This is a genomic window from Shinella sp. 20P9.1.1 (genome assembly GCF_057798995.1).
In genome coordinates, this window is record NZ_JBYOLC010000006.1 from 85944 (window position 1) to 110054 (window position 24111).

Consider the following 24111-nt stretch of genomic DNA (forward strand, 5'->3'; position numbering starts at 1 on the left):
CGGAAACGGGGTTTTGCCGGTTCGTTCGGTGACAGATGGCCGGCGAGCCGATAAGACAGGCGCATGTTGTGCCCCAAGCACGGGAAGATGCAAGAGACTTGACCACAGCCGCCAGCCCATCAGCCGACATCGTGAGCGAAAGCCTGCCGGACAATGGCGGGGAGGTCTGGCGCCTGTCCGGCCATTGGGTGAACACGACCGCCGTTGCGGGCGCCAAGCGCCTGGCGGAGATGGCAGGCGGCAAGGGCGGTGCGCTGGAGGTCGACCTCAGCGGCGTCTCGGAAATGGACACGGCCGGCGCCTGGCTGTTGCGCCGTGCGATCACCGAGCGGCAATCCGGTGGCGCGGAGGTGAAGCTGAGGGATGGCGACGGTGAGCGTTATGCCGATCTCGTGTCCGCCTTGCCGGAGAAGCTTGCCGAGCCGCGTGCGGAAAAAGCGGCGCGCGTAACGCTGTTCGAGCGTGTGTTTTCACCCGTCGGCCGCGTCATCATGGACGCCTGGGAGGATATGGTCGCCGCCATGTTCATCCTCGGCTCAGCGGTACGCGGGGCGCAGCTGAAACTTGGCCGCAGGAGCGGGCTTTCCCCGGCCGCTATCGTGCACCAGATCGACCATATGGGCGTTCGCGCCGTGCCGATTATCCTTCTGATGTCGTTTCTCATCGGTGCCATCATCGCCCAGCAGGGCGCTTTCCAGTTGCGCTATTTCGGGGCGGAGGTCTTTGTCGTCGATCTCGTCGGAATCCTGCAGTTGCGCGAAATCGGCGTGCTGCTCACGGCCATCATGATCGCAGGCCGCTCCGGCAGCGCCATCACCGCCGAAATCGGCTCGATGAAGATGCGCGAGGAAATCGATGCACTGAAGGTGATGGGCCTCAGCCCCGTCGGCGTGCTCGTCTTCCCGCGGCTCGTGGCGCTGACTGTCGCGCTGCCGCTGCTCACCATCATCGCCAATTTCGCCGCGCTGTTCGGCGCGGCCTGCGTCGCCTGGGCCTATTCCGGCATCACCTTCGACACGTTCCTGTCGCGCCTGCGCGAGGCGATCGACCTTTCGACCATCGTCTCCGGCATGATCAAGGCGCCGTTCATGGCGCTGATCATCGGCATTGTCGCTTCGGTAGAGGGACTGAAGGTCGGCGGCAGCGCCGAATCGCTCGGGCGTCACGTCACGGCCGCCGTGGTAAAGTCGATCTTCGTCGTCATCCTCGTCGACGGTCTCTTCGCCATGTTCTACGCAGCCATCGATTTCTAGGAAGGCGAATGGATCAGGCTCCCGAAAAACAGGACAATGTCGTGCTCTCGGTCAAGGATCTGACTGTGGGCTTCGGCAGCAATGTCGTGCTCGACCGGCTGAACCTCGATATCTATCGCGGCGAAATCCTGGGCTTCGTCGGCGCGTCCGGCACCGGCAAATCCGTACTGATGCGCACCGTCCTGCGCCTCCTGCCGCGCCGCTCCGGCAATATCCGCATCTTCGGCACGGATTTCGATAAGGCGAGCGAGGCCCAGCGCCTGGCGCTCGACATGAAGCTCGGCGTGCTCTTCCAGCACGGCGCGCTGTTCTCCTCTCTGACGGTCAAGGAGAACATCCAGGTGCCGATGCGCGAATATCTCGACCTGCCCCAAGCGATGATGGACGAGTTTGCGAAATTGAAGATCGAGCTTGTGGGCCTCGCACCCGAGGCCGCCGACAAATATCCGTCCGAGCTTTCCGGCGGCATGATCAAGCGCGCGGCGCTGGCGCGTGCGCTCGCGCTCGATCCGGCGCTGGTCTTTCTCGACGAACCGACCTCCGGCCTCGATCCGATCGGTGCGGCCGAATTCGATGAGCTGATCGCCAAACTGCGCGACACCCTGGGATTGACCGTGTATATGGTGACTCACGACCTCGACAGCCTGTTTTCGGTCTGCGACCGGATTGCAGTGCTCGGAAAGAAGAAGGTCATGGTCGAAGGCACGATCGAGGACATGCTGGCCTTTGACGATGCGTGGGTGCAGTCCTATTTCAAGGGCAAACGCGCGCGCTCCATTGTCCGGAAAGCGTGAAGAAGTGTCCGGGAGCGTCGCTGCCCCGGAATAGGAACTGCGAGCGGGATAGCCTGAAGCATGGAAACGAAAGCCAATTACGCCATTGTCGGTTTCTTCACCGTGCTCGTGATGGCCGCCGCCTTCGGCTTCGTCTACTGGATGTCGCAATACGGCCGCAGCGGCGACATGGCGCAGCTCGCCATCCGCATTCCAGGTTCCGCCAATGGCCTCAGCATCGGTTCGCCCGTGCGCTTTAACGGCATTCCGGTCGGCTCCGTGCGCAGCCTTGCCATCGATGCGGACGATCCGCGCTTTTCCGTCGCCATGACGGAGGTGGCGACAAGTGCGCCGGTCAAGCAGTCGACCACGGCCGTGCTCGAGGTGCAGGGTCTGACCGGCGCGGCCTATATCGAATTGTCCGGTGGTACCTCCGGGGATCCGAACATTCTTCAGAAGGCTTTCGACACGGAGACGGCAGCCGTGCTCGAGGCCGAGCAGTCGAGCGTCACCAATATCCTGTCGACCGCTGACAAGATCCTGAAGCGCGCCGATGCCGCCATTACCGATATCCAGGGTTTTGTCGCCGATGCGCGCGGGCCGCTGACCAAGACGATCAACAATGCCGAGCAGTTCTCCGATTCGCTCGCCCGCAACGGCAAGAATATCGACGAGTTCCTGAAGAGCGTCGGCGGCCTTTCGGAAACCTTCCGCAACCTTTCCGGCCGGCTGGATTCGACGCTCGCGTCGGTCGACGACCTCATCAAGGCCGTCGATCCCAAGAAGGTCGAGGACTTCGTCGGCAATGTCGACAAGATCAGCAAGGACATCGCGGCCGCCTCGGGTGACGTGAAGACGACTGTCGAGGGCTTCCGTAAGACGGCCGAGACCTTCGATACCTTCGGCAAGAATGCCAATGCGGCGCTCGACAAGGTCGATACGCTGATTGCCGCCGTCGACACACAGAAGGTCTCTGGCGCGATCGACAATATCTCGGTGGCGAGTGCGGATGCCCGCAAGGCGATCGCCTCGGTCACGGGCGTTGCCAATCGTATCGGCGAGCGTCAGGGGGATATCGACCAGATCATCACCGACGTGAAACAGATGACCAACAAGCTGAACGCCGCCTCCACGCGCGTCGATGGCGTGCTCGCCAAGCTCGACGGCTTCCTGGGCGAGGGCGATTCCGAATCGCTCTTTGCGGAGGCGAAGGCCACGCTGCAATCGATCAAGCAGGCGGCCGATACGCTGAACGGCCGCATCGGGCCGATCGCCGACGGCCTCCAGCGCTTCTCCGGCTCGGGTCTGCGCGATGTGGAAACGCTGGTGCAGGATACGCGCCGCACGATCCAGAACCTCGACAGCGCGATCTCGGGCTTTGAGCGTGATCCGCAGCGCCTGCTGTTCGGCGGCGAGACGGTGAAACAATATGACGGCCGCACGCGGCGCTAAACCAAAGGTGTGGCGCTATACCCACAATGGCTGTCTGGATGTTTCGGACGCGAATTTGTCCGGTATCGCAGCCGTGACTTGTTGTTGTGCCACTGCTAGACATTGAGTCTGTGGCTTTGAGGACGAGATGACAGTATCGGGTATCGAGTTGTTGCGGAACGGAACGGCGGCGCGCGCTGCCCTGATCGCCGTTCTGGCGGCAATGCTGGTCGCCTGCGGCAGCAAGGCAGCGAACAACGATACGTTCAGCCTTTCGGCACTCAGTTCCGTCGAAGGTCCTTCGGCGAAGAGCCGCCAGCTTCTCGTGCCGCCGCCTTCCGCGTTGAAGGCGCTAGACAGCGAGCAGATCGTCATCCGCCCGACGCCGTCCGAAATCCAGTACCTCGCCAAGGCGCAGTGGAGCGACAGCCTGAGCAAGATGGTGCAGGCCAAGCTCGTGCAGGCCTTCGAGAACACCGGCCGTCTCGGCGGCGTGGGCATGCCGGGGCAGGGGCTTGCGATCGACTATCAGCTCGTCACCGACATCCGGTCGTTCGAGGTGCAGGCGTCGGGCGCGGACACGGCCGTCGTGGAGATTTCGGCGAAGCTGCTGAATGATCGCAATGGCACGGTACGAGCGCAAAAAGTGTTCCGTGCGGCGGTACCTGTCAGCGGCACGGGCAACCCGGCCTTCGTGAAGGCGCTCGATACGGCCTTCGCCCGTGTGACCGCCGACATCGTCGGCTGGACGCTCACCACGATCTGATTTTTCGGATGTGAAAGCCTCTCTTCATCCGCCTGCCGGCACCTTCTTCCCGCAGGTGGGAAGAAGGAGCGGATGCCCGATCTCTTCCTGAAAATCGATGCTGCGGCAGGGAGGAAGCGTCGCTTCCTTGTCTTTCTCCCGGCGTGCGGGGAGAAGGTGGCCGGCAGGCCGGGATTAGGGGCGGCCGCCGGAACCTGATCAGGCGTCGGCGACGCCCTGGATGGCCGAGACCTTCCATTCGCCGCCGTTGCGGCGCAGGAACGTCCAGATTTCGACGGCTTCCGTCAGATTGTCGGGATCGCCGGAAACCAGGCGGCCGGTCGCGCGGTCGCGCATCACGTCGATGCTCTCGTAGCGCATGGCGACGGTCGCATAGTCATCCGAGCCTTCGCGCCAGGCTTCGGCCACGTCGCCCTGCACCAGGTGGATATCCCTAACCTCGTTCTTCAGGCCCTGGGTAGCGTTGTCGCTCAGCTCCTCGGCGAGATAGGACATGGCTTCCGGCGTCGTGATCTGGCGCAGCGTGCGGAAGTCTTCCGCCGCATAGGCCGCCTGCAATTCCTTCAGCATACTTTCGAACTGTTCGAGGTCCGCCTGCTTTATGCCGATCTCGTCGCTGTTTTTCGGCTGGACGGGCGCTGCCTGCCGGCTGCCGCCGCCGATGCGCGGGATTTCGAAATCGGAGGCGCCGCCCTGATAGGCGCTGCAGGCCTGGCCGTTGCCGGCATAGGCGGGCGCGTTGCGCTGCGCGAACATGCGCCGCAGAAAGAAGAACAGGCCGGCGATCAGCGCCACCTGCAGGATGAGGCCGAGGAAGCCGATGCCGCCGCCGAGACCGGAGCCAAGCAGCATGCCGACGAGGCCGCCGAGCATCAGGCCACCGAGCAGCCTGCCGCCAAAACCGCCGAACAGGCCGGGGCGCGGGTTGGTTGCGGTGGTGGTGTTGCGGCCGGCCGAAGGCTGCGCCGACTGCTGGCGGGTCATGGTGCGGTCGATCGGCTGGGCTTCCGACGGCGAAGTGCGCGTCGTCGAAGGCGTCGAGAATGTCCGCGTGCCGCGGCTGCCGAAACCACCGCCGGCGCGGCGCGCTTCGGCGACGTCAACGACCGTGACGATCGTCATCAGCGCAATCGCCAGCGTTGCCAGCACACGCCCAAATCCCTGTATCAAAATCATATTTCGTCTCTCTTCCCCTTGGCACTTTCAAAGTGCGTCGAGACGCATATAGAGGCCGGGCGAGCGGATTATAAGGTTTTGGCGCGGGGAAACGGCGTGAAGACCTCACATCTGCGTTATCGGCGCGTTATCAAAACAAAACGGCCGCCCCGAGGGACGGCCGTCGCTATTTTCGATCTTTATTCCGCTTAGCTGAAGCGGCCTGCCGCATGGGCCAGCATGGTATAGACCTTGCCGGTATCCGAGGTGAGGTAGGTCTGCGTCATCACCTTGTCGCGGTCGTTGCGGGCGACATCGGCGAGCAGCTTTTCGAAGTCCGAGATGTAGCGGTCGACCGCGGTGCGGAATTCCGGCTCGCGCTCATACTTGCGCTTGATTTCGTCGAACGTCTGCTGGCCCTTCAGCGTGTACAGGCGGCGTGTGAAGACGTCACGCTCGCCGCGCTGGTAGCGGCGCCACAGATCGACCGAGGCATCGTGATCGATGGCACGGGCGATATCGACAGAAAGCGAGTTCAGCGATTCCACGACATGGCGCGGGTTGCGCGTATCGGCCGGGCGAGCGGCCTGGGCCTCGCCGCGCGGCTGGGCGAACTGCGCTTCCTCGCGCGAGACGGCGCCGCGCAGCAGGTCGCGCATCCAGCCGCCTTCGCCAGCCGTCTTGGCATCGGCTTCGGCGGGCAGGGGCTGCGCACGCTGCGGCAAGGTGGCGCTGGCCGCACGCTCGAGGCCGAGGCTACCGCGCAGCTGGGCCGGCTCTTCGCGGCGGGGCTCGACGGCGCGGGTTTCCTGCACCGGCTGCTGCTGTACCACGGGCTGCTGAACGGCCGGGCGGGAGACTTCGAGCGCAGAGGAGGACTTGCCGATGATATCGGACAGATCCTGCAGCGCCTTGATCTGCTCGCTGACGGCGCGGCGCATCTGGGCGGCGTTTTCCTTGGCTTCCTCCGGAAGGTCGAAGGCACCGCGCTTCAGTTCGCCACGAGTCTGGTCGAGTTCCTTGCGAATTTCGGAGGCCGCACGGCGGATTTCTTCGGTCGCACCGGAGAACTTGCCGATGGCTTCCTCGACGGCCTCGCGCATGGATTCCCGCATGACGGTCGTGGCGGCCTCGGACTTCTTGCCGGATTCGGTAAGAAGGCGATCGACATCGGAGAGCGAGGCGCCGACGCTGCCGCGCAGACGGTTCGCGACCTCCTTGGTCCGTTCCTCGGCGCGCACGAAGGCGCCTTCGACGGACTGGCCTGCCTCTTCACCGGCCTTGACCAGCGAATCACGCAGGGTGCTGGCCGCGGCTTCGGCGCGCTTTTCGGTCTCGCCGAGAATGCGGCCGACTTCAGCAAACGAGCTCTGGATGCCGCCTCGCAGGTTGCCGGCGATCAGGCTGGAGCGTTCCTCGGCGCGGCTGAAGACGCCCTCGACCATGCCTTCGAGCGACTGCATGGTCTTCTCGATCTCTTCCGAGCGCTGGACGAGGCCGATGGAGAGCGAGCGCAATGCGTCCTGGCGCTCTTCCAGCGTCGAGACGAGGTTCGATTGGGCGGCGGCGAGCAGGTCGGATGCCTGCGACAGGATCTTGGAGTGATCCTCGAAGCGGCCGACGATGCCGCCGATCTGCGACAGCGTGCCGGCCGAAATGTCGGACAGGCGATCGACCTTGCCTTCGAGCAGGCGCGACGTGGTCGCGACCATGTCGGCGGCGCGTTCGGCCGAGGTGGTGAAGCGCTCCGATGTGCTGGTGAGACGGCCGTCGATGGCACCGAGCGTCTGGCTTGCCGAATCGACGAGCCCGGCAATCGCGCCATTGCTCTCGGAGAGGCGGGCGATCAGGCTGTCGACATTGGCGGCAAGGCCGTTTTCGATATCGCGCATCGCGCCGGCCGCTTCTTCGGTGCGGCTTGAGATCGCGGCAAGCGTATCGGCCGTGCGGGCGGAGATGGCGTTGATCAACGCGGCATTCTCGTTGCGCAGACGGTCGGCGCTGTCACGGGCGACGCTGCTGATGCTTTCCGCGGTCTCGCGGCCGACACCGGCCATCCGTTCGACGGCCTCGCGGCCGACGGCAGCATAGTCGTCGATAACGGGACGGGCTTCCTCGTTGATGAGGCGCGACAGTTCTTCCGTGCGGCTTGCCAGCATGGAGTTGAGTTCACGCGTGCGGTCGTCGAGCGTCGAGCGGATGGAGGCGCCGCGCGCTTCCAGCGCCTTCTCGACATCACCAAGACCGGTGCGCAGCGACTGCGCCTGGCTTGCGAGACGGTTTTCCGTTTCGGCGAAGCGGGCAGCGGCCGCCGTCGTGGTCTCATCGACCGCGCGCGTGAAGGCTTCGTTGCGGGCGGAAAGGTTTTCGGCGAATTCATCGCCGGTCTTGGCGATGTTTTCCGCAACACGCTGAGCTTCGACGCCCATTTCCTGGGCTGCACGCGAAACCGCGCCGCGCAGCGAACTCGACAGATGGGCGAATTCCTCGCCGGTCTTGGCAAGCGACTGGGCCGAACGGATGGCTTCGGCATCCATATCCTGGGCAGCTTGGGAGACGGCTTCGCGCAGTGTCTGGGCAAGGCCGGCGGCCTTGCCGTCGATCGTGCGGTTGACGCCATCAAGACCGATGGTGAGGGCCCGGTCCATCGTGCCGAGACGTTCCTCGATACGGCCGGTCTTCTCGTCGATGGTCGCAGCGATACGTTCGGAGGCTTCGGTCGAGACCCGCTCGATATCGTTGGTGCGCTGTGTGAGCGTACTGTCGATCTTGTCGGTGGCTTCGCCGGTCACGCGGGCGATTTCGCTCGCGCGTTCGGCAAGCGCACCTTCGAGGCGCGTCGCGGCGGCACCGGCAATGCGTTCGATCTCGGACGCGCGGCCGGAGAGCACATTCTCGATACGCTCAGCGGTGTCGCTTGCAACACGTTCCAGCTCGGAGGTCCGGCTCGACAGCGTAAGGTCGATGCGCTGGGCGGCATCACCGGCAATGCGCTCGATTTCTGAGGCGCGGCCGGAGAGAGACGCGTCAATACGCTGGGCGGCATTTTCGGCGATCAGGTCGATTTCGAGTGCGCGGCCGGTCAGCGTGTTATCGATGCGCTCGGCGGCTTCGGTCGTTACGCGTTCGATATCGCTGAGGCGGCCGGAAAGGGCGCCTTCGATGCGGTTGGCGGCATCCGCGCTGACGCGCTCGATATCGCCGACGCGGCCGGCAAGGGCCGCCGCGATGCGGGCCGTCGTCTCGTCGCCGATGCGATCGACTTCGGCGATCGGGCGGGAGAGTGCGTCGGAGACGCGCAGCGACACGTCGCTGCCCACGCGGTCGAGATCGACCAGACGCTCGGACAGCGTGTCGGAGATACGGGCGGCGGCGGTATCGACCGTGCCCGAGACATGATCGACACTCTGTTCAATGCGCGCTTCCAGCTTGCCGAGGTTTTCCTCCAGACGGCTGCCAGTGGCGTCGAAACGGTTTGCGACGCCATCGACCGTCGTTTCCATACGGGCGCCAAAGGCATCGGCGGCCTCGGCGATCTTCGCCGTGGTTTCGCTGAGGCGTTCGGCGACCGCACCGGCGCTTTCGCGTACGCGGTGGTCGAGCAGGGCGGCGCTGCCGTCGATGGTGCGGCGCAGCGTTTCTTCATGCTGCTCCAGCGACATTTCCAGCATGCCGGCCGAGGTGGCGATCGAGGTGCCGATATTGGTGGCCTGCTCGTTCAACGTTTCGGTGAGCTGGTTCTTGCCGTCGGTGATGGCGACATTGATCGCGTTGATGCGGTCGTCGAGCGTGGCGCGGATCTGCTCGTGGGTGTTGACGAGCGAGCCGGCGAGCTGTGAGGCGCGGCCGGAAAGGGCTTCGGCGATCTCGGCGGCGCGGCCGGAGAACGCATCGGCGAATTCCGCGGCCTGACCATGCAGGACGCCGCCAAGCTCGCGGCTGCCTTCCGTGAGGACGGTCTCGACGCGGTTTGCGGCGGCATCGATCGACGACTGCATGGCGCCGGCGCTGTTGGACAGAACCGAGGCGAGGTTGGCCGTGCGGCCGGTGATGACTTCATCGATCTGGCGGGCAGCACCCGTCAGCGCGTTTTCGACGCGGCCGGCGGCGGAGCCGACCGACTGCTCGAGCTGGCTTCCGGTTTCGTTCAGCATGGCCGAGAGGGCGGCCGTGCGTTCGGTGAGCGCGCTGTCCAGACGGTTGTGGCTGGCGGCGATCGTCGAAGTGATCTCGTCGGCGCGGGCGCCCAGCGCTTCTTCCATACGCGCCTGGGCGGCCTGGATGTCGGTGGCAATTGCCGTGCCGCGGTTGTCGAGCGCTTCCGTAAGGCGGCGTTCGCTGCCCGAAATGCTTTCCGCCAGCGCATCCGCGCGGGCACCAAAACCGCTTTCGATGCGATTCTGGACATCGGAAAGGCCGCCGAGCAGGGCCGCCGACTTTTCGGAGAGCACCGCGCCGACGCGCTCATGCGCACCGGTGACGGCGCTGTTGATGGCATCCGCATGGCCGGAAACGGCGCTTTCGAGCACTTCCTGGCTGGTGGCGAGCGTCGTCGCGAGAGCGAAGGACTGGTCGGTCAGCGTGTTGCCGAGGCGGTCGATGCCGGAGGTCAGCAGGCCGTCGATGGCATCGCGGCCGCTCGCAACCGTCTCGTTGATGCGGCCGAGACTTTCCATCAGCTTCGAGTCGAGCGAACCGGCGCGCTGATCGAAGGCCTGGGCGAATTCCTCGACGCGATTGTCGAAAGCACCGGCGATCTGGCCGACGGTCGCCTGCATGCGCTCGTCGAAGAAGCCCGAGCGCAGGTCGAGGTCCATGACCGTATCGTCGGCGGCGTTCTTGAGGCTCTGGCGGAACTGCGCGCCCTTTTCGTCGAGCGCGGCATTCATCGACTGGAGAACCTGGTCGAGGCCGTTTGTGACGGCATGCTGGCCGACGGACAGGCTTTCGCTGATCTCGCGGGTGCGGGCGATCAGCGTCTCGTTGAGCTGCTTGGCGCGCTCGTTGAGGGCGGCGTTCAGCTTTTCGGTATTGGTGTCGAGCGAGGAGGCGCGCGTCTCGAACTGCTGGAGCAGATCGCGGCCGCGGGAATCGAGGCTCTTGGTCAGATGATCGAGGCGGGTGTCGAACTCGTTGGCGAGTGCCAGGCCCGAAGAGGAGAGGGTGGAGAGCAGGCTGTCGGTGCGGGCCGAAAGCATGGCGCCGATCGTCTGCGTCGCGCTGTCGGACTTTTCCATCAGCATTGCGGCGCGGGTGTCGAGCATGGAAGCGAAGGCTTCGCCCGAGGTCGCAAGCCGATGGGTAATGTTGTCGCCGGCGCTGGCGAGCTCGTCCTTCAGCTGCTCATGCGCACCCGAAATCGAGGAGCGGATGCGCTCGGCATGACTGACGATGGCTTCGCGCTCGGAGCCAAGTTCCTGCACGAGCGTGCGCACGCGCATTTCATTATCGGTGTAGCTGCGCTCCAGTGCATTCACTTCCGAATGCACGAGGGTTTCAAGTTCGGTGGCGCGCGCGATGGTGCGCTCGATGCCTTCGTTCATCGCCGACACTTCGCGACGAACCGCCTGGCCGACGGTCATGATGCGGTCGGTGGCGACGGTTTCCGGCTCGGAAAGACGCAGAGCGACTTCGGCCATCGAGCGGGCAGCGCTGCGCAGCTCATGAGCGCGCGAGATCATGATCGCGAAGGCGAAGAACAGCATGATCGGCATGACGATGGCGACGACCATGCCGATGGCGCCGGGAAGGGCGACGAGATCGGCTACCGAGCGGATCTCCCAAATCTTCGGCGCATAAAGCAGGTTGGCAACGCCGAGGCCGCCGACAACCCAGAGGATCGAGGCGAGCACGGCGGTGCGGATCGATGAGCGGCTGGAGCGCACGTCCAGCGATTTCAGGATCGCAGCCGGCGATTTGCGCGAACCGTCATTGGCGGGCGTGAAGGCGGGGGTCTTGGGTGCGGGCTCGGGCGCCAGGTTGCGGGGCGTTTCGCCCGCTGCCGGGCGGCTTGCCGGCTTCTCCTGGGTCTTGGTCGAAACACGGCTTGCTGGTTCAGACACGCGCGCCTCGGAAGTGTCCTTCGTCGCGGGCGTCTCCGGCGTCAGATCGTCGAAATCGATCTTCAACGCCTCTTCCAATGCCTGGAAAGCCTTTTCGTCGATCGTTTCGTTGGACTTGTTCGTCGCCATGCGGTTACGCCTCGTTACCATTCTCCGGGACGGGCCTCATACGCGCTGCCGCTGCTCAGGCGTCTTCGAACCGTCCGGTGGGTGGCCGGTCTTGCTGCTTACCCTCATGGCAAGCAGCGTCCAGGCCGCCGTTCATTCCAAATTCGCTCGATAAACCGAAATCGTGGCGTAAAGTATCTCCGCGCACGGCTTATCCACCGGGACTATCCCGGTCGTATCGTAGTGACACATTAGCCTGTATCACACAATTGATTGCCATCTCCCTTCGCTTGAAACTTAACAGGAAGTTAATGCGAGGGCTTTTTGTATCGCGATGGAATAATAGGAAAAATGGCGATTTTTCAGCCGTTAACCATAGTTTGCGATTCATGCCCAGATTGCGCCCTCTTTTAATCGGATAGGCGCGCCGGTCCCGCAGAATGGTGTCCCATGACTTCCACCTGATCCCGGCACAGGTTCGTGGCCGCATCCGGCTCCTGCGTGCATCACAACGAAACAAGCGTGCGTCGCGTATAAAGGAAATTGGCAAATGGCAGCGCTCAACATCGCCTTCGAGGCCCCCGACAATACCGGCGGCATGGGACCTTCGAACGGACGTCCGATCGATCTGGTACACCTGGCGCGCCAGACGATGGGCGACAAGGCCCTCGAACTGGAAGTGTTGCAGATGTTTGCGCGCCAGGCGCGCGAAAGCATGAAGGAACTGGCAACGAGCGAAGGCGCTGTGCGTGCCGCCGTGGCACACCGCCTCAAGGGCTCTGCCCAGTCCGTCGGCGCGGATGCCGTTGCCAAGGCTGCCGCCGCGCTGGAGGACAACCCGGCCGATGCGATTGCGCTTGCCGGCGTCACCGCCGCCGTCGTCGAGGCGGAAAACTTCATCCTCAAGCTCTGCCGCTGATCGCCGCTGCCCCGGCGCAGCGGGAAAATTCCATGGCGCGGCGGGACTGGCGCGGCCTCGCCCGGCGCGCGATGTTGACTGGAGAGGGGTTTTGTTGGAAACGTCCGGCGGAAAACCGGCGTTTCGGAAAACACCTTCGCCGGTCGTCCCTTCGCCCGCTTCGGGCAGTTCTTGAGAATCCGGAAGCCATCATGAGCAAACTCACCATCGTCGCCTTCGACGGCACGCGCCACGAACTGGATGTCGCCAACGGCTCCACAGTCATGGAAAATGCCGTGCGCAACTCCGTGCCTGGCATCGAGGCGGAATGCGGCGGCGCCTGCGCCTGCGCCACCTGTCATGTCTATGTCGACGACGCCTGGAGCGCCACCGTCGGCCCACCGGAAGCGATGGAAGAGGACATGCTGGACTTCGCCTACGAGGTGCGCCCCACCTCGCGGCTCTCCTGTCAGATCAAGATGTCGGATGCGCTCGACGGGCTCGTGGTTCACGTGCCGGAACGCCAGGCCTGACATCATCCACCCATGCCGAAGTTTAGCGGCGGCACCGTTCCGGTGTCGCCTTTTTGGCATGCGCATTTTGCTTTTCCGTGTCGGAAGAGAGGAAGACGCGGCGTTACATTTTCTCTCGCAAAGAAGAGAATCGTTCGTCTGTGTTTTCTTGAAGTATAGAAGACAAAAAAAGAGCCTCGCTGGTCGATCAAGACGAGCGAGGCCAGTAGGGCGCATCGCAGCGAGGAGAGGGAGGAGACACCTGCTGCTGAGATAAGGACGCGCCAGGAGAACCTGTTACAAACCGTTTCATGCAACTCCGGGAAGGAAACTGCCTCTTCCCGTTCACTGTTGATAGGAAAGTACGGTGATTTGCGGAATTGCGCTATCGCTAAAACTAACCAGTCATTTCATGGATAGAAAGCATACGGGGCCTTGCGCCGATCCCGTTGCATTAAAGCTTTCTCAAGAAATACCTGTGCGGCCACGTACGCTTATTCGGCTTGGCTCTTCAGCCGGTGCGTGAGGAGCCGCATCATGCGGTCGTTGAAGCTTTTCGATTCGACATTGTCGAAGCGGGCTTGGTCGGCATCGTGCTTCGAAACGGCATCCGCCGTTGCCCGGTCGACACGGGCCTGCATGCGTTCGCAGTCGCTTTCCGGCCGCAGCGTCTTCAGCGTCTTCTCCAGGGCGCGGGCATGGGTGCGGGCGATTTCCGCGTGACGCTCCTCATGGCGCTTGATGTCGGCCGAGAGCGTATCCCAAATGAGGGCGAGCGAGGCGGTGGCGCGCCTGCGGTTCTTCCATTTGGGCAGGATGATCTGGGTGGAGAGCGTCACCTTGGCATCGCCGACCGCGCATTTGCCGCCGCGGCGCACATAGGTGACCGAGCCGCCCCATTTGATGCGCGTGGCGCCGGGATGGCGGGAGCCGGAGTGCTTCATGACAGGACCGCGCTTCGATAGTTCTTCGTCCAGTTCGGCCGCCGTGCGCCCGCCGATGGAGAAATAGGCGAAGGATTTCGAGGTGATCGTCTCGGCGGCTGCGGGCTGAAGAGCGGCGGAGGCGAGGGCGGCAACGGCCATCAGGCGAGCGATGGTCTTCATTCTGATCAGCATTCCTTTCGCCATCGGGCTTTTGCAATCGACGAAGCCCGACGCAGTGCCGGCCAGAGGCCGGTTGAACTTCCCGTAAGCTTGGGGCATAGGCTCGGCGAGCGCAACACCCTTTCGGGAACGCTGGTTAATCGCGAAGGAAACCGCCATGGTCTCGCCGTTCGATCCCTTTCGCTGGGCGCTCGCCCATGGCCGGCATCTGGAGCTCGGCCCGCGCGGTATCCTGATGGCGATCGTCAATGTCACGCCCGATTCCTTTTCGGACGGCGGGCAGTTCGACAGCGCCGATGCGGCGGTCGCGCAGGCGATCCTCTGTCTGGAACAGGGGGCCGGGATCATCGATATCGGCGGCGAATCGACCCGGCCGGGCGCGGCCAGCGTCTCGGCGGCCGAGGAGCAGGAGCGTATCCTGCCCGTCATCGAGGCGCTCGCCGGCACGACGGATGCCATCATCTCCGTCGATACCCACCGCACCGAGACCGCGCGTCTTGCCGTGGCCGCTGGCGCCCATATCGTCAATGACGTGCACGGCCTGCAGCGCGAGCCGGATATCGCCCGTGTCGCGGCCGAAACGGGGGCGGGGCTGTGCATCATGCATACCGGCCGCGACCGTGAAAAAAGGCCCGATGTGGTGGAGGACCAGTATCTCTTCCTCGGCCGCTCGCTGGAGATCGCCCGCGAGGCCGGCATTTCCCGCGATGCGATGGTGCTCGATCCCGGTTTCGGCTTTGCCAAGGATACGGAGGAGAATCTCGAACTGATGGCCCGCTTCGGCGAACTTTTCGGCTTCGGCCTGCCCATCCTCGCCGGCACGTCGCGCAAACGCTTCGTCGGCGCGGTGACGGGCCGCGAGGCGGCGGAGCGCGATGCCGGCACGGCCGCGACGACGGCGCTGCTGCGTGTCGCAGGTGCGGCAGTGTTTCGGGTGCACGATGTCGCAATCAACAGGGATGCGCTTGCCATGGCGGATGCTATGCTGGACGCAAAGCGCACGGTGAAGGCCCGCGAAGAACGCGCCTGACCACAGCCAGACAGGAAAAACCATGACCACCACCTACACGATCACGCTCAAGAACTGCGCCTTCTTCGCCCGCCATGGCCTGCATGATGCGGAAGAGTTTCTGGGCCAGCGCTTCTTCGTCGATGCGGAGCTCGAGGTCCGTCCCTCGCAGCCGCTCTCCGACGATGCCATCGAATCGACCGTCGACTATGGCGTTGCCTTCCAGGAAATCGAGAAGATCGTCACCGGCCAGCGCCGCTACCTCATCGAAGCGCTGGCGCAGGAGATCGCCACCGTGCTCTGCGCCCGCTTCCCGCAGATTTTCCGCGCGCGCATCACGGTGCGCAAGCCGAATGCGCCGGTGCCTGGCGTGCTGGATTACGTTCAGGTGACCGTCGATCATGTCGTCTGAAATCTTCCACCGGGCCTCGCTCGGCCTCGGCGGCAATATCGGTGATCCCGTGCAATCCATGGCCGAGGCGCTGCGTGCGCTCGATGCGCGGCCGGATTGCCGCGTCACGGCCGTTTCGCGGCTCTATCGCACGCCGCCCTGGGGCAAGACCGATCAGGACTGGTTCTTCAACGCCTGCGCGCTGGTGGAGACGAGGCTTTCGCCCGAGGCGCTGCTCGACACCTGCCTCGGCATCGAGCGCGACATGAAGCGCGAGCGCAAGGAGCGCTGGGGACCGCGCACCATCGATATCGATGTTCTGACCTATGAGGGTGTGGAGCAGTCCGGCGGGCGACTGGAATTGCCGCATCCGCGCATGACGGCTCGCGGCTTCGTGCTGATGCCGCTTTCGGATATCGCGCGCGATCTGATCGTCGCGGGACGCACGATCGGCGACTGGCTTCAGGACGCGGATGTCGCGGGCATCGAGCCGGCGAGCGCCGGCTCCGAATGGTGCCCGCTTACTTGATGGAGCTTACTTGATCGAGCCGACGGCGATGTCGTCGAGATTGCGGTCGAGCGCGACGCCGATGACCGGAACCATCTTCTCGCCGACCTTCACCGAGATGGTGATGGCGAGCTTGTTGTCGCTTTCGAGCCGGGCGATCATGGCGCCGTTCAGCTTCTGGCGGTTGATGCCGACGACGACCTTATTGCCGGCGACCTGGCCGGAGGTGATGTCGAGGCCCTTGCCGGCTGCGCCGTCGAGGAACTTGCCCTTGTAGGTGCCGCCGGCCTTGGTGATCAGCGCCGACATCGGCTGCTTGAAGACGCCGACGCGGCAGAAGCCGTCGAGCTGGATGCCGGAGCCCTTGGCGGGTGCGGTGTCGCCCGTCAGGTCGCAGGCGAATTTGGTGCCCTTGTACTTGCCGGCGACGATTTCGCCCTTGCCGGACCAGTTGCCGGTGACCTGCTCGAAGAAGGCCTTGTCACGCGTGCCGGCCGATGCCGGAATGACGAAGGTGGAGGCTGCAACGAAGGCCGCTACGGAAGCGCGGGCGATCAAAGAGGTGCGCGGGTACATGAACGATCCTTGATGGGCGACGGCCATTCGGCCTGCTTTGGTGCGACGAGATTTGCGCGAAAATGGTTAATGGACGGTTTCCGGCGCCCTTGTCGTTCATCATTTGCTAGGATTGTGCACCCGCAAAACCGGGGTGTTGCAAGACGGTCACGTCTCGTCGCGCCGGCCGTTTCCGGCGCCCGGCGTCAGGTCGCCGATGAAATCGCCGATGCCTGGGCGCTTCAGCGCGCGAAACGGCATGGGGCGGCAGAGGTCCATGGCGGCGATGCCGATCCGGGCCGTCATCAGGCCGTTGATGACGCCTTCGCCGAGGCGGGCGGAGAGTTTCGAGGCGAGCCCATGGCCGAGTACCTGCTGCACGACGCTGTCGCCCATGGCGATCGAGCCGGTGACAGCGAGATGGGCGATGACGTCGCGCATCAGCCTGAGCATGCCAAGCTTGCCCGGCCGGCCGCCGTAGAGTTCCGCCATGCGCCGCACCAGCCGGCTGCTTTCATAGATGACATAGCCGAGATCGACCAGCGCGCGTGGACTGACGGCGGTTACGATCGAGACGCGTTTCGCTGCGCCGAGGATGAGTGCGCGCGCCTCGCGGTCGAGCGGGCCCATCAGTTCGCGTTCGGCAAGATCGACCAGATGCGCCGAATCGATGATCTCGCCCTCCGTCTCGGCAAGCCGTCTGCGGCCGCGCGCGGTCTGCGGGCGGGCGGAGAGGAGTGTGACGAGGCGGGCGACGATGGCGCGGCCCACAGCCGGCTTCGGCGAGGCGATGGCCTCCGTCACGTCGCGCTTCAGGTCCTGCACGGCGGCGAGGCGGCGCAGGCCCCAGGCCTCGCGCAGCACGACGCCGAGAAGGGCGAGCACCGCAATAACGGTCGCGCCGATCGCCAGATAACCCAGCCAGTCGTTGCGGCTAAAGAGGTCGCGGATCAGCGCATCGACCCAGAGGCCGACGGCGAGCGAGAGCAGCAGACCGAGCGCGCCCATGGCGATGCGGCCGAAGGTGAGGCGGCGCGGGCGGGGTGTGGCGACCGGCGGAGCGAGATCCGGCAGGTCCGTCGTCGTCGCGATGAAGGGATCGTCGGCATCCGGCGTGAGCGTCACGGCATTGTCGAAGGCGGCCGGTTTGCGCGGCTCGCTGCGTACCGGCGGCACCGTGCTATCCGACGGCAGCGAGAAGGCTGCGGGCTTGCGCGGACGGTCGTTCATGCCAGCCGGTCTCCGATGAGATATTGCAGCGCGCGGTCGAGCCTTATGTGCGGCACCGACAGTTTCAGGCCGCCGCCGGTCTCTTCGATATGCGGCGGGCGGAAGCGCACGAAGTTGAGCAGGCCTTCAGAATGCTTCTCAAGCGCTTCGAAAAGTGAATCCGGATTCTCCGGCAAGTCACCGGGAAATATGGCGGTTTTCCTTTCGCCGTCGAAGATCTCACCGTTGATCTTCTCGCCCGCCATCGGCACGCCGACGATGACGGGCAGCTCTTCTCCATTGTGCTTGACGGTCGCCTCGCGGGTGGCGCGCACGGAGGCGAGCGCCATGACCTCGATGCCGGCGCCGCTCATGCCGATGCGCTCGATGGCGCGCTCGACCAGCCGCCGCGTGACGGCTTCGAGCCGCGCGTGGCTTTCATGGTGAAGGTGGTCCGCCTTGGTCGCGGCGATCACGATGCGGTCGATGCGGCGGGTGACGAAGGAGGACAGGAAGCTGTTGGTGCCGGAGCGGAAGCAATCGAGCACGTCGCCCAGCGCCCGCTCCAGATCGTGCACCGCCTCCGCGCCGCGGTTGATCGCCTGAAGCGCGTCGATCAGCACGATCTGCCGGTCGAGGCGGGCGAAGTGCTCGCGGAAGAACGGCCGCACCACATGGGTCTTGTAGGCCTCGTAGCGCCGCTCCATCATCGCCTGGAGCGAGCCCTTGGCGGGGTTCTCCTTGGTCAGGTTCGGCAAGGGTGCAAACGTCAGCGCCGGCGACCCCTCGAGATCACCCGGCATCAGGAAGCGGCCGGGCGGCAACGTGGAGAGCGAGCGCTCGTCGGATTTGCAGGCCTTCAGATAGGCGGTAAAACTTTCCGCCAGTGCCCTTGCGGTCGCTTCGGACGCCGCGGCGGTGGGATCGACCGTGCCGGACAGGGCCAACCAGTCGTGGGCAAGTTCGGCGCGGATGCCGGACCCTGCCAATGCCACGGTGTTTTCACTGAAGGTACGGAAATCCTGTGCGAGCAGTGGCAGGTCGAGCAGCCATTCGCCGGGATAGTCGACGATGTCGATGGAGAGCTTTCCAGGCGAAAACAGCCGGCCCCAGCCGGAGGCGCTTTCATAATCGAGCGTGATGCGCAGCTGCGAGATGGCGCGCGTCGAGTCGGGCCAGAGGCGATCGGCGACGAGTGCGCGGATATGATCCTCGTACTGGAAGCGTGGGACGGCGTCGTCGGGCTGCGGCTCCAGCCGGATTTTCGAGACGCGGCCGGAGCGGCCGGCCTCGAACAGCGGCAGGCGGCCGCCGTTCAGCAGGTTGTGCACCAGCGAGGAGATGAACACCGTCTTGCCTGCGCGCGACAGGCCGGTCACGCCAAGCCGGATCGTCGGATGGACGAGATTGGCGGCGCGGCCGGTCAGCGCGTCGAGCGCGAGCAGGGCTTCATCGGTGAGATTGGTCAGGCTAGGGGGCAAGGTCTCTTTCCAGCATCGATCGCGATATAGGAACCGAAATCCGGCGAAAAAAGAGGCCGCCGTGTTCTCAGCGCGCGGGGCGCGGCGTCATGAAGCCTGCAAGGCAGGCGCCGGCATAGTCCTCTTCCGTCGGCCGCTTGTCGAAATCGAGGATCGCGAGGCCAGCCGTCGGATAGCCGAAGGGGGCCGCGGTTTCCGCGATTTCCTTGCCGACGAGGCGGTGAAAGAACTCCTCGATCATCGGATTGTGGCCGACGATCATGATGGAGGTCTCCTGTCGCTCGGCGAAGGCGAGCTCGGCATAGGTATCCACCGTGCCGGAATAGAGCGAATCGACATAGTCGATGGACAGCTCCTCGCTGACCGTCCGCTGGAACGGCTCGGACGTCTGGCGGCAGCGCACGGCGGTGGAGGATAGGATGAGATCGGGTTTGTAGCCCTGGTCGGCCGCCTCTTCGGCGATCACCTCGGCCTCGGCAAAACCGTCATCATCGAGCGTGCGGTCGAAATCCGTCTTGCCGGGGTCGGCCCAGGCTGCGCGGGCATGGCGAAGGAGATAGAGCCGGAAGGCCGGTGCGCCGAAAGATGCCAAGTCTGTCCTCCATCGCCAGCGGCCGGACATCCGTGCCGCGTCCAGACTTTCATGTCTTTCCTCGCGGTAAAGATCAACCGGTTTTGCGCAGGACCGGATTGAGGATCGTCTCCGACGTTGCCCGATAGGCGAGCGTGTCCTCCAGCTTCTGCGGCCGGGCGAAATAGTAGCCCTGCATCATGCGGCAACCGAGCGCGCGCAGCGCCGCCACCTGCTCGGCCGTCTCCATGCCCTCCACGACGCAGACACAGCCGACATTGCGCGAGAGATCGACGATGGTCTTGACGATGCTGCGGCTGAGTTCGTTCGTCGCGATATCGACGATGAAGCTGCGGTCGATCTTGATCTTGGTGAGCGGCAGCTTGTGCACATAGCTGAGGCTGGAATGACCCGTGCCGAAATCATCGAGTGCTACGCCGATGCCGCGCTCTGCAAAGCGGCGGATATTTTCGGCGGCGAGCGTGAAATTGCGCATGACGGCGGTTTCCGTCACCTCGATATCGAGGCGGGCCGGATCGATGCCGCTTTCGGCGATGATGTCGAGCAGCGCGTCGACGGTCTTGTTGGAGACGACGTCGCGCGTGGAGAGGTTGACGGAGAGGCGGATATGCTCCGGCCAGGTCTGCACCGCCTCCAGCGCCTTGCGCATCAGCACCTCGGTGAGCTTGCCGATGATGCCGGCCCGTTCTGCGGCCCGGATGAAGACGCCGGGGGCAACGGTGCCGATGGTCGGGCTCTTCCAGCGGGCCAGCGCCTCATAGGCGGAGATGCCGTTGGTATCGGCGTCTACCATGGGCTGGAAGGCAAGATACATTTCCTTATCGAAATCCGCAGCGCGCAGCGCCTGCTGGATGCGGCCCTGCTCGCTGATCTCCGCCTCGTGCTCGGCGGAGAAGACGACGGTCGTTCCACGAAAATTCTGCTTGGCGAGATAGAGGGCAAAATCTGCCCGGTCGAACAATCGGTCGGCGGTGGTGCCGGCCTCGCCGAGGATGGAAATGCCGAGCGAGCCGGAAACACGGGCCGCTTGGCCGCTGAAGACATAGGGCTCCTGCAAGGCCGTACAGATTTCCTCGCCAAGCGCATCCAGTTGATCCGGATCCAGGGTGCCCTCGAAGATGAGGCCGAATTCGTCGCCGCCGAGGCGGGCGGGGAAGATGTTGCGGTCCGCGAAGGCGGTGAGCCGCTCGCCGACCTCAATCAGAAGCCTGTCGCCGATGCTGTGGCCGAACGTATCGTTGACCGGCTTGAAGCCGTCGAGATCAATGAGGCCGAGCCCTAGGCCCGTGCCGTTCTTTTCCGCGCGCGCAAGACGTTTTTCAAGTTCAGCGCGGAACTGGCGGCGGTTCGGCAGGTTCGTCAGACTGTCGAGATTGCCAGCCGATGGTTCTCGTCGCTGAGACGCTGGGTTTCCGCCTGACGGGCGGTGAGTTCCTTCTGCGACTGGATGAGCGCGCGGAAATCCCGGTAGTAGGTCAGAAGGATGAACACCATGGCGACCGTGACGAGCGCGACGTTGAGCGCCAGCGCCGTGAAGACCGGATTGCCCGACGTGCCGAAGAAGATGGTGAAGGGGCCGAGCACGATAGCCGTCAGGGCCAGTGCCGCCGCCCGCAGATGCATCAGGCAGAAGATGCAGCCGATCACCGTGTTGGCGATGTAGAAGGCGACATGGGATTGCTGGTAGGCATCGCCATAGGGATAGAGGCTGAGCGACCAGGCGCAGAAACCGGCGCCGAGCAGGGTGGTGAGACGGTAGGTCGAGCGCAGGCGGCCGGTCGCCTCTTCATGCGTATAGCGCTTGTGGCGGCTGAACCACCAGTGCACCAGCCGGAACAGGCTGACGGCATAGAGCATGGAAGGGATATAGAGCGTCAGGAGGGCAGGCGCGGCCCCGAAATGGGTCACCGTCAGCGCGACCGTGTTCGTCACCAGCATGAAATAAAGCAGCGGCACCTGCTTGGTGAAGGCGGCCAGCTGTGCCTGAACCAGATCGGGATCGCCAGCCTCGATTGTCAGAAGTGCCCTCAAATTGCGAAACATCAAAAACACGCTCCTACCCCACGCTGAAGAGAAGCATGACTTACTAAAATAAATCTGAATCCGGCCTTTCCGACAGGTTCAGGAAAGAAAACGGGCGCATCATCCGTTTAGGAACAAAGACCCTGTGCCTGAATTGAGGGCAGGGTAATGTGAAGCCCATCGCGAAGGCAAGGTTCCCGAGGGGGGGCGGCCAATTTTGGCACTTCTCCGGGGCGGTTTTGCCATCCCGTTGTAATCTTGATGAAATATTAGTCTGGCAAGGTTTAAAATTAAGGCATGCGCGAAAACCGTGGGTAAGTCCCGACAGGCTTGAATCGCGTTACCCGTGGGGATATACAGCGCGCCTTGAGATGTTCTTCAGGAGAATCGCGTTGAGTGAGAAGATCGATCTTAGCAGTTTCGTCCTCGATGAGGGCGAAGAATTCATGAATGCACGCCAGCGCGCTTACTTCCGTGCGAAGCTGAACGCCTGGAAAAACGACATCCTGCGCGAAGCGCGCGAAACCCTCGATCATCTGGCGGAGGAAAGCGCCAACCACCCGGACCTCGCGGACCGGGCATCCTCGGAAACCGACCGTGCCATCGAGCTTCGGGCTCGCGACCGCCAGCGCAAACTGATCTCCAAGATCGATGCCGCGCTCCAGCGTCTCGACGAAGGCACCTACGGCTATTGCGAGGAAACCGGCGAACCGATCGGTCTCAAGCGTCTCGACGCCCGCCCGATCGCAACGCTGTCGATCGAGGCGCAGGAGCGCCATGAGCGTCGGGAAAAGGTGTATCGCGACGAGTAAGCGTTATCAGCGGATCTGAGGAGGTCCGCGGACTGCGTTCACAAGGGTCGAATACCGGATGCATCCGGTACCGGCAGTTCTCGGACTGTGGTGCACCGTCAAAATCAAAAGCCGCTGGAAACGTCTCGTTTCCTGCGGCTTTTTCTTTTGAAGGATGCGGGAGGGCGCAAGGCTGTCGGACGTGTGAAATCAGCTTTTGCGGTTTGCCGCGATCTCGCCGAGCAGGCGAGCCATCTCCGCCTCGGTTTCCTCGCGGCTCTTGGCGACGGGCTGACCTTGTCCGCCTGTCGGTGTCGCCTGCGTGGTGAGGGCGGCGGTCTGCGTGGCAGGCATTTGCGTCACGGGGCGGGCGGCACTTGCGGCAGCGGCATTGCCGACCATTTCGGCTTCGAGGATCTTTTCGAATTCGCTGACCAGCGCGGCGTTGTCGGTGACGTTGGTCACCGGCTTGGCGACGGCAGCCGTCGTCACCGGCCGCTGCACGGGCTGGCCGGCCGTCGACTGCGTCGTCGTGGTCTGCGCGGTCGTGGGTTGCGTCGCCAGGACACGCTGGCGGCTTTGCTCCAGCACGTCTTCGGCGCGCCGTTCCGGCGTGCGTTGCTGGGCGGTTGCCGGGATTTGCTGCTGGGTGGTGACGGGCTGCGTGACCGGGCGGGCCTGCGCCGCGCGGGCGGAGGCCTCGTCGTCGCCGGCATAAAGCACCTTGCTCATGGAGGAGACGCCCTCGGGAACGGCGGCAGGGCGACGCTCGGTCGTTCCTGACGCGGCCGATGCCGCGGCCCGAGAAACCGTAGCGGTCTCGGTGGTGCGTAAAGGCGTTTCCTGAAGGACCGGCACTGGCTCGGCGCGCTCGATCTTCTGGACAGGCTTTTCAGCCGGCTGCTCGGAGGGTGCGCCCGTGCCGATGCGCGTCTCGATGACGATATCGGTCGGACCGCCGATCATGATGAGATGTTCCACGTCGTCGCGCCGCACCAAAACGAGGCGGCGGCGCGTGTCGATGGCGGCGGCATCCAGCACGGCCAGGCGCGGCGTGCGGTTGCGTCCGCCGCGGATGAAAGGCGAGGAGGGGCGGCCACGGATGATCCACAGAACGAGCGCGAGGCAGAGCAGGCCGAGCAGCACCACGATGGCGGCGATGACGAACTTCGTGCCGTTCTCCGCGAGGATCTCCTGGAACATGACGCGCGCACTCCTTGTCGGCAGATGGATCGATCAGCTCGAAGGCTGCATTTGACGGCTTTTTGCAGGCACCTACAAGCGCTTGTTGCCGCTTGTCCAGCGCCCATTTCCCCCGCCACTGTCGCGAAAATAGCGCGAGGTACCGAAATTGCGATGGTTATGCCGGGAATATTCCCTGTGAATTCGCGCCCTTGCTTTCCCTTGGTGGCTTTTTGCGCTTCCCTCGTGCAGATAAAAATGATTCTGGCATCGGATCCGGCGGCAAGTGCTACACCGGACCTTTGCG

General features: G+C 64.1%; 20 protein-coding genes. 10 read left to right on the forward strand and 10 right to left on the reverse strand.

Annotated elements, in window-relative coordinates; all coding sequences use genetic code 11:
• Positions 1 to 35 precede the first annotated feature (35 nt).
• The 4 genes from AC27VQ_RS12380 to AC27VQ_RS12395 all read left to right on the forward strand — a co-directional run bounded on the left by AC27VQ_RS12380 (position 36) and on the right by AC27VQ_RS12395 (position 4223).
• The gene (locus AC27VQ_RS12380; RefSeq protein WP_488716485.1) at positions 36 to 1253 is read left to right on the forward strand and encodes an ABC transporter permease; all 1218 of its coding nucleotides are present in this window, start codon (positions 36 to 38) and stop codon (positions 1251 to 1253) included.
• Positions 1254 to 1261: 8 nt separating this feature from the next.
• The gene (locus AC27VQ_RS12385; RefSeq protein WP_488716486.1) at positions 1262 to 2047 is read left to right on the forward strand and encodes an ABC transporter ATP-binding protein; all 786 of its coding nucleotides are present in this window, start codon (positions 1262 to 1264) and stop codon (positions 2045 to 2047) included.
• Between the two features lie 60 nt (positions 2048 to 2107).
• Positions 2108 to 3478, forward strand: coding sequence for an MlaD family protein (locus tag AC27VQ_RS12390; protein ID WP_488716487.1), 1371 nt, complete (start codon positions 2108 to 2110; stop codon positions 3476 to 3478).
• Between the two features lie 127 nt (positions 3479 to 3605).
• On the forward strand, positions 3606 to 4223 hold the full coding sequence (locus AC27VQ_RS12395; RefSeq protein ID WP_488716488.1) for an ABC-type transport auxiliary lipoprotein family protein: 618 nt from the start codon (positions 3606 to 3608) through the stop codon (positions 4221 to 4223).
• Positions 4224 to 4421: 198 nt separating this feature from the next.
• On the opposite strand, the gene AC27VQ_RS12400 is transcribed toward AC27VQ_RS12395, so the two are convergent.
• Together AC27VQ_RS12400 and AC27VQ_RS12405 are read right to left on the reverse strand one after the other, a co-directional pair.
• Positions 4422 to 5399, reverse strand: coding sequence for a Tim44 domain-containing protein (locus tag AC27VQ_RS12400; RefSeq protein WP_488716489.1), 978 nt, complete (start codon positions 5397 to 5399; stop codon positions 4422 to 4424).
• A 188-nt stretch (positions 5400 to 5587) separates the two neighbouring features.
• Positions 5588 to 11569, reverse strand: a complete 5982-nt coding sequence (locus tag AC27VQ_RS12405) for an apolipoprotein A-IV repeat region-like domain-containing protein (protein WP_488716490.1) — start codon at positions 11567 to 11569, stop codon at positions 5588 to 5590.
• A 529-nt stretch (positions 11570 to 12098) separates the two neighbouring features.
• Between AC27VQ_RS12405 and AC27VQ_RS12410 the strand changes: the two genes are divergently transcribed.
• Positions 12099 to 12467 (forward strand): Hpt domain-containing protein, encoded by a 369-nt coding sequence (locus AC27VQ_RS12410; RefSeq protein WP_313530918.1) that lies wholly within the window; start codon positions 12099 to 12101, stop codon positions 12465 to 12467.
• 191 nt (positions 12468 to 12658) lie between these two features.
• Positions 12659 to 12979, forward strand: a complete 321-nt coding sequence (locus tag AC27VQ_RS12415; protein ID WP_023512203.1) for a 2Fe-2S iron-sulfur cluster-binding protein — start codon at positions 12659 to 12661, stop codon at positions 12977 to 12979.
• Between the two features lie 473 nt (positions 12980 to 13452).
• Here AC27VQ_RS12415 and AC27VQ_RS12420 read toward each other — a convergent pair whose 3' ends face one another.
• Complete coding sequence (locus AC27VQ_RS12420; protein WP_488716655.1) at positions 13453 to 14073, reverse strand: DUF922 domain-containing Zn-dependent protease; 621 nt, start codon at positions 14071 to 14073, stop codon at positions 13453 to 13455.
• 148 nt (positions 14074 to 14221) lie between these two features.
• Between AC27VQ_RS12420 and folP the strand changes: the two genes are divergently transcribed.
• The 3 genes from folP to folK are packed head-to-tail and all read left to right on the forward strand — an operon-like array spanning position 14222 to position 15993.
• The gene (folP, locus tag AC27VQ_RS12425) at positions 14222 to 15094 is read left to right on the forward strand and encodes a dihydropteroate synthase (RefSeq protein WP_488716491.1); all 873 of its coding nucleotides are present in this window, start codon (positions 14222 to 14224) and stop codon (positions 15092 to 15094) included.
• 22 nt (positions 15095 to 15116) lie between these two features.
• Positions 15117 to 15485, forward strand: coding sequence for a dihydroneopterin aldolase (gene folB / locus AC27VQ_RS12430; protein WP_117366234.1), 369 nt, complete (start codon positions 15117 to 15119; stop codon positions 15483 to 15485).
• Positions 15475 to 15993: a 2-amino-4-hydroxy-6-hydroxymethyldihydropteridine diphosphokinase gene (folK, locus tag AC27VQ_RS12435; protein WP_488716492.1), complete on the forward strand. Its 519-nt coding sequence runs from the start codon at positions 15475 to 15477 to the stop codon at positions 15991 to 15993. Before folB ends, folK begins: the two co-directional genes overlap by 11 nt.
• A gap of 6 nt (positions 15994 to 15999) precedes the next feature.
• Here folK and AC27VQ_RS12440 read toward each other — a convergent pair whose 3' ends face one another.
• The 6 genes from AC27VQ_RS12440 to AC27VQ_RS12465 all read right to left on the reverse strand — a co-directional run bounded on the left by AC27VQ_RS12440 (position 16000) and on the right by AC27VQ_RS12465 (position 21852).
• Positions 16000 to 16548, reverse strand: coding sequence for a hypothetical protein (locus tag AC27VQ_RS12440; RefSeq protein ID WP_488716493.1), 549 nt, complete (start codon positions 16546 to 16548; stop codon positions 16000 to 16002).
• Positions 16549 to 16695: 147 nt separating this feature from the next.
• Positions 16696 to 17757 (reverse strand): YcjF family protein, encoded by a 1062-nt coding sequence (locus tag AC27VQ_RS12445; protein ID WP_488716494.1) that lies wholly within the window; start codon positions 17755 to 17757, stop codon positions 16696 to 16698.
• On the reverse strand, positions 17754 to 19217 hold the full coding sequence (locus AC27VQ_RS12450) for a YcjX family GTP-binding protein (RefSeq protein ID WP_488716495.1): 1464 nt from the start codon (positions 19215 to 19217) through the stop codon (positions 17754 to 17756). Before AC27VQ_RS12450 ends, AC27VQ_RS12445 begins: the two co-directional genes overlap by 4 nt.
• A 67-nt stretch (positions 19218 to 19284) precedes the next feature.
• Complete coding sequence (locus AC27VQ_RS12455) at positions 19285 to 19809, reverse strand: SixA phosphatase family protein (RefSeq protein WP_313532669.1); 525 nt, start codon at positions 19807 to 19809, stop codon at positions 19285 to 19287.
• A 73-nt stretch (positions 19810 to 19882) separates the two neighbouring features.
• Positions 19883 to 21172 carry a putative bifunctional diguanylate cyclase/phosphodiesterase gene (locus AC27VQ_RS12460; RefSeq protein ID WP_488716656.1) on the reverse strand — a complete coding sequence of 430 codons (1290 nt, stop codon included), beginning with the start codon at positions 21170 to 21172 and terminating at the stop codon, positions 19883 to 19885.
• Positions 21169 to 21852, reverse strand: coding sequence for a hypothetical protein (locus tag AC27VQ_RS12465; RefSeq protein WP_488716496.1), 684 nt, complete (start codon positions 21850 to 21852; stop codon positions 21169 to 21171). Before AC27VQ_RS12465 ends, AC27VQ_RS12460 begins: the two co-directional genes overlap by 4 nt.
• A 371-nt stretch (positions 21853 to 22223) precedes the next feature.
• Here AC27VQ_RS12465 and dksA point away from each other — a divergent pair, with 371 nt between their 5' ends.
• A complete protein-coding gene (dksA, locus tag AC27VQ_RS12470; RefSeq protein ID WP_117366228.1) occupies positions 22224 to 22643 on the forward strand; it encodes an RNA polymerase-binding protein DksA in 420 nt (139 codons plus the stop codon).
• A 189-nt stretch (positions 22644 to 22832) separates the two neighbouring features.
• On the opposite strand, the gene AC27VQ_RS12475 is transcribed toward dksA, so the two are convergent.
• The gene (locus AC27VQ_RS12475) at positions 22833 to 23825 is read right to left on the reverse strand and encodes a flagellar biosynthetic protein FliO (protein ID WP_488716497.1); all 993 of its coding nucleotides are present in this window, start codon (positions 23823 to 23825) and stop codon (positions 22833 to 22835) included.
• Between the last annotated feature and the right edge of the window lie 286 nt (positions 23826 to 24111).

Bases quoted from the DNA above. Each gene is read 5' to 3' on its own strand.
- AC27VQ_RS12415 (WP_023512203.1), top strand. From the start codon at position 12,659: ATGAGCAAACTCACCATCGTCGCCTTCGACGGCACGCGCCACGAACTG.
- AC27VQ_RS12465 (WP_488716496.1), bottom strand. From the start codon at position 21,852: ATGTTTCGCAATTTGAGGGCACTTCTGACAATCGAGGCTGGCGATCCC.
- folB (WP_117366234.1), top strand. From the start codon at position 15,117: ATGACCACCACCTACACGATCACGCTCAAGAACTGCGCCTTCTTCGCC.
- AC27VQ_RS12380 (WP_488716485.1), top strand. From the start codon at position 36: ATGGCCGGCGAGCCGATAAGACAGGCGCATGTTGTGCCCCAAGCACGG.
- AC27VQ_RS12400 (WP_488716489.1), bottom strand. From the start codon at position 5,399: ATGATTTTGATACAGGGATTTGGGCGTGTGCTGGCAACGCTGGCGATT.
- AC27VQ_RS12410 (WP_313530918.1), top strand. From the start codon at position 12,099: ATGGCAGCGCTCAACATCGCCTTCGAGGCCCCCGACAATACCGGCGGC.
- AC27VQ_RS12390 (WP_488716487.1), top strand. From the start codon at position 2,108: ATGGAAACGAAAGCCAATTACGCCATTGTCGGTTTCTTCACCGTGCTC.
- AC27VQ_RS12445 (WP_488716494.1), bottom strand. From the start codon at position 17,757: ATGAACGACCGTCCGCGCAAGCCCGCAGCCTTCTCGCTGCCGTCGGAT.
- folK (WP_488716492.1), top strand. From the start codon at position 15,475: ATGTCGTCTGAAATCTTCCACCGGGCCTCGCTCGGCCTCGGCGGCAAT.
- AC27VQ_RS12405 (WP_488716490.1), bottom strand. From the start codon at position 11,569: ATGGCGACGAACAAGTCCAACGAAACGATCGACGAAAAGGCTTTCCAG.
- AC27VQ_RS12440 (WP_488716493.1), bottom strand. From the start codon at position 16,548: ATGTACCCGCGCACCTCTTTGATCGCCCGCGCTTCCGTAGCGGCCTTC.
- AC27VQ_RS12395 (WP_488716488.1), top strand. From the start codon at position 3,606: ATGACAGTATCGGGTATCGAGTTGTTGCGGAACGGAACGGCGGCGCGC.
- AC27VQ_RS12385 (WP_488716486.1), top strand. From the start codon at position 1,262: ATGGATCAGGCTCCCGAAAAACAGGACAATGTCGTGCTCTCGGTCAAG.
- AC27VQ_RS12475 (WP_488716497.1), bottom strand. From the start codon at position 23,825: ATGTTCCAGGAGATCCTCGCGGAGAACGGCACGAAGTTCGTCATCGCC.
- folP (WP_488716491.1), top strand. From the start codon at position 14,222: ATGGTCTCGCCGTTCGATCCCTTTCGCTGGGCGCTCGCCCATGGCCGG.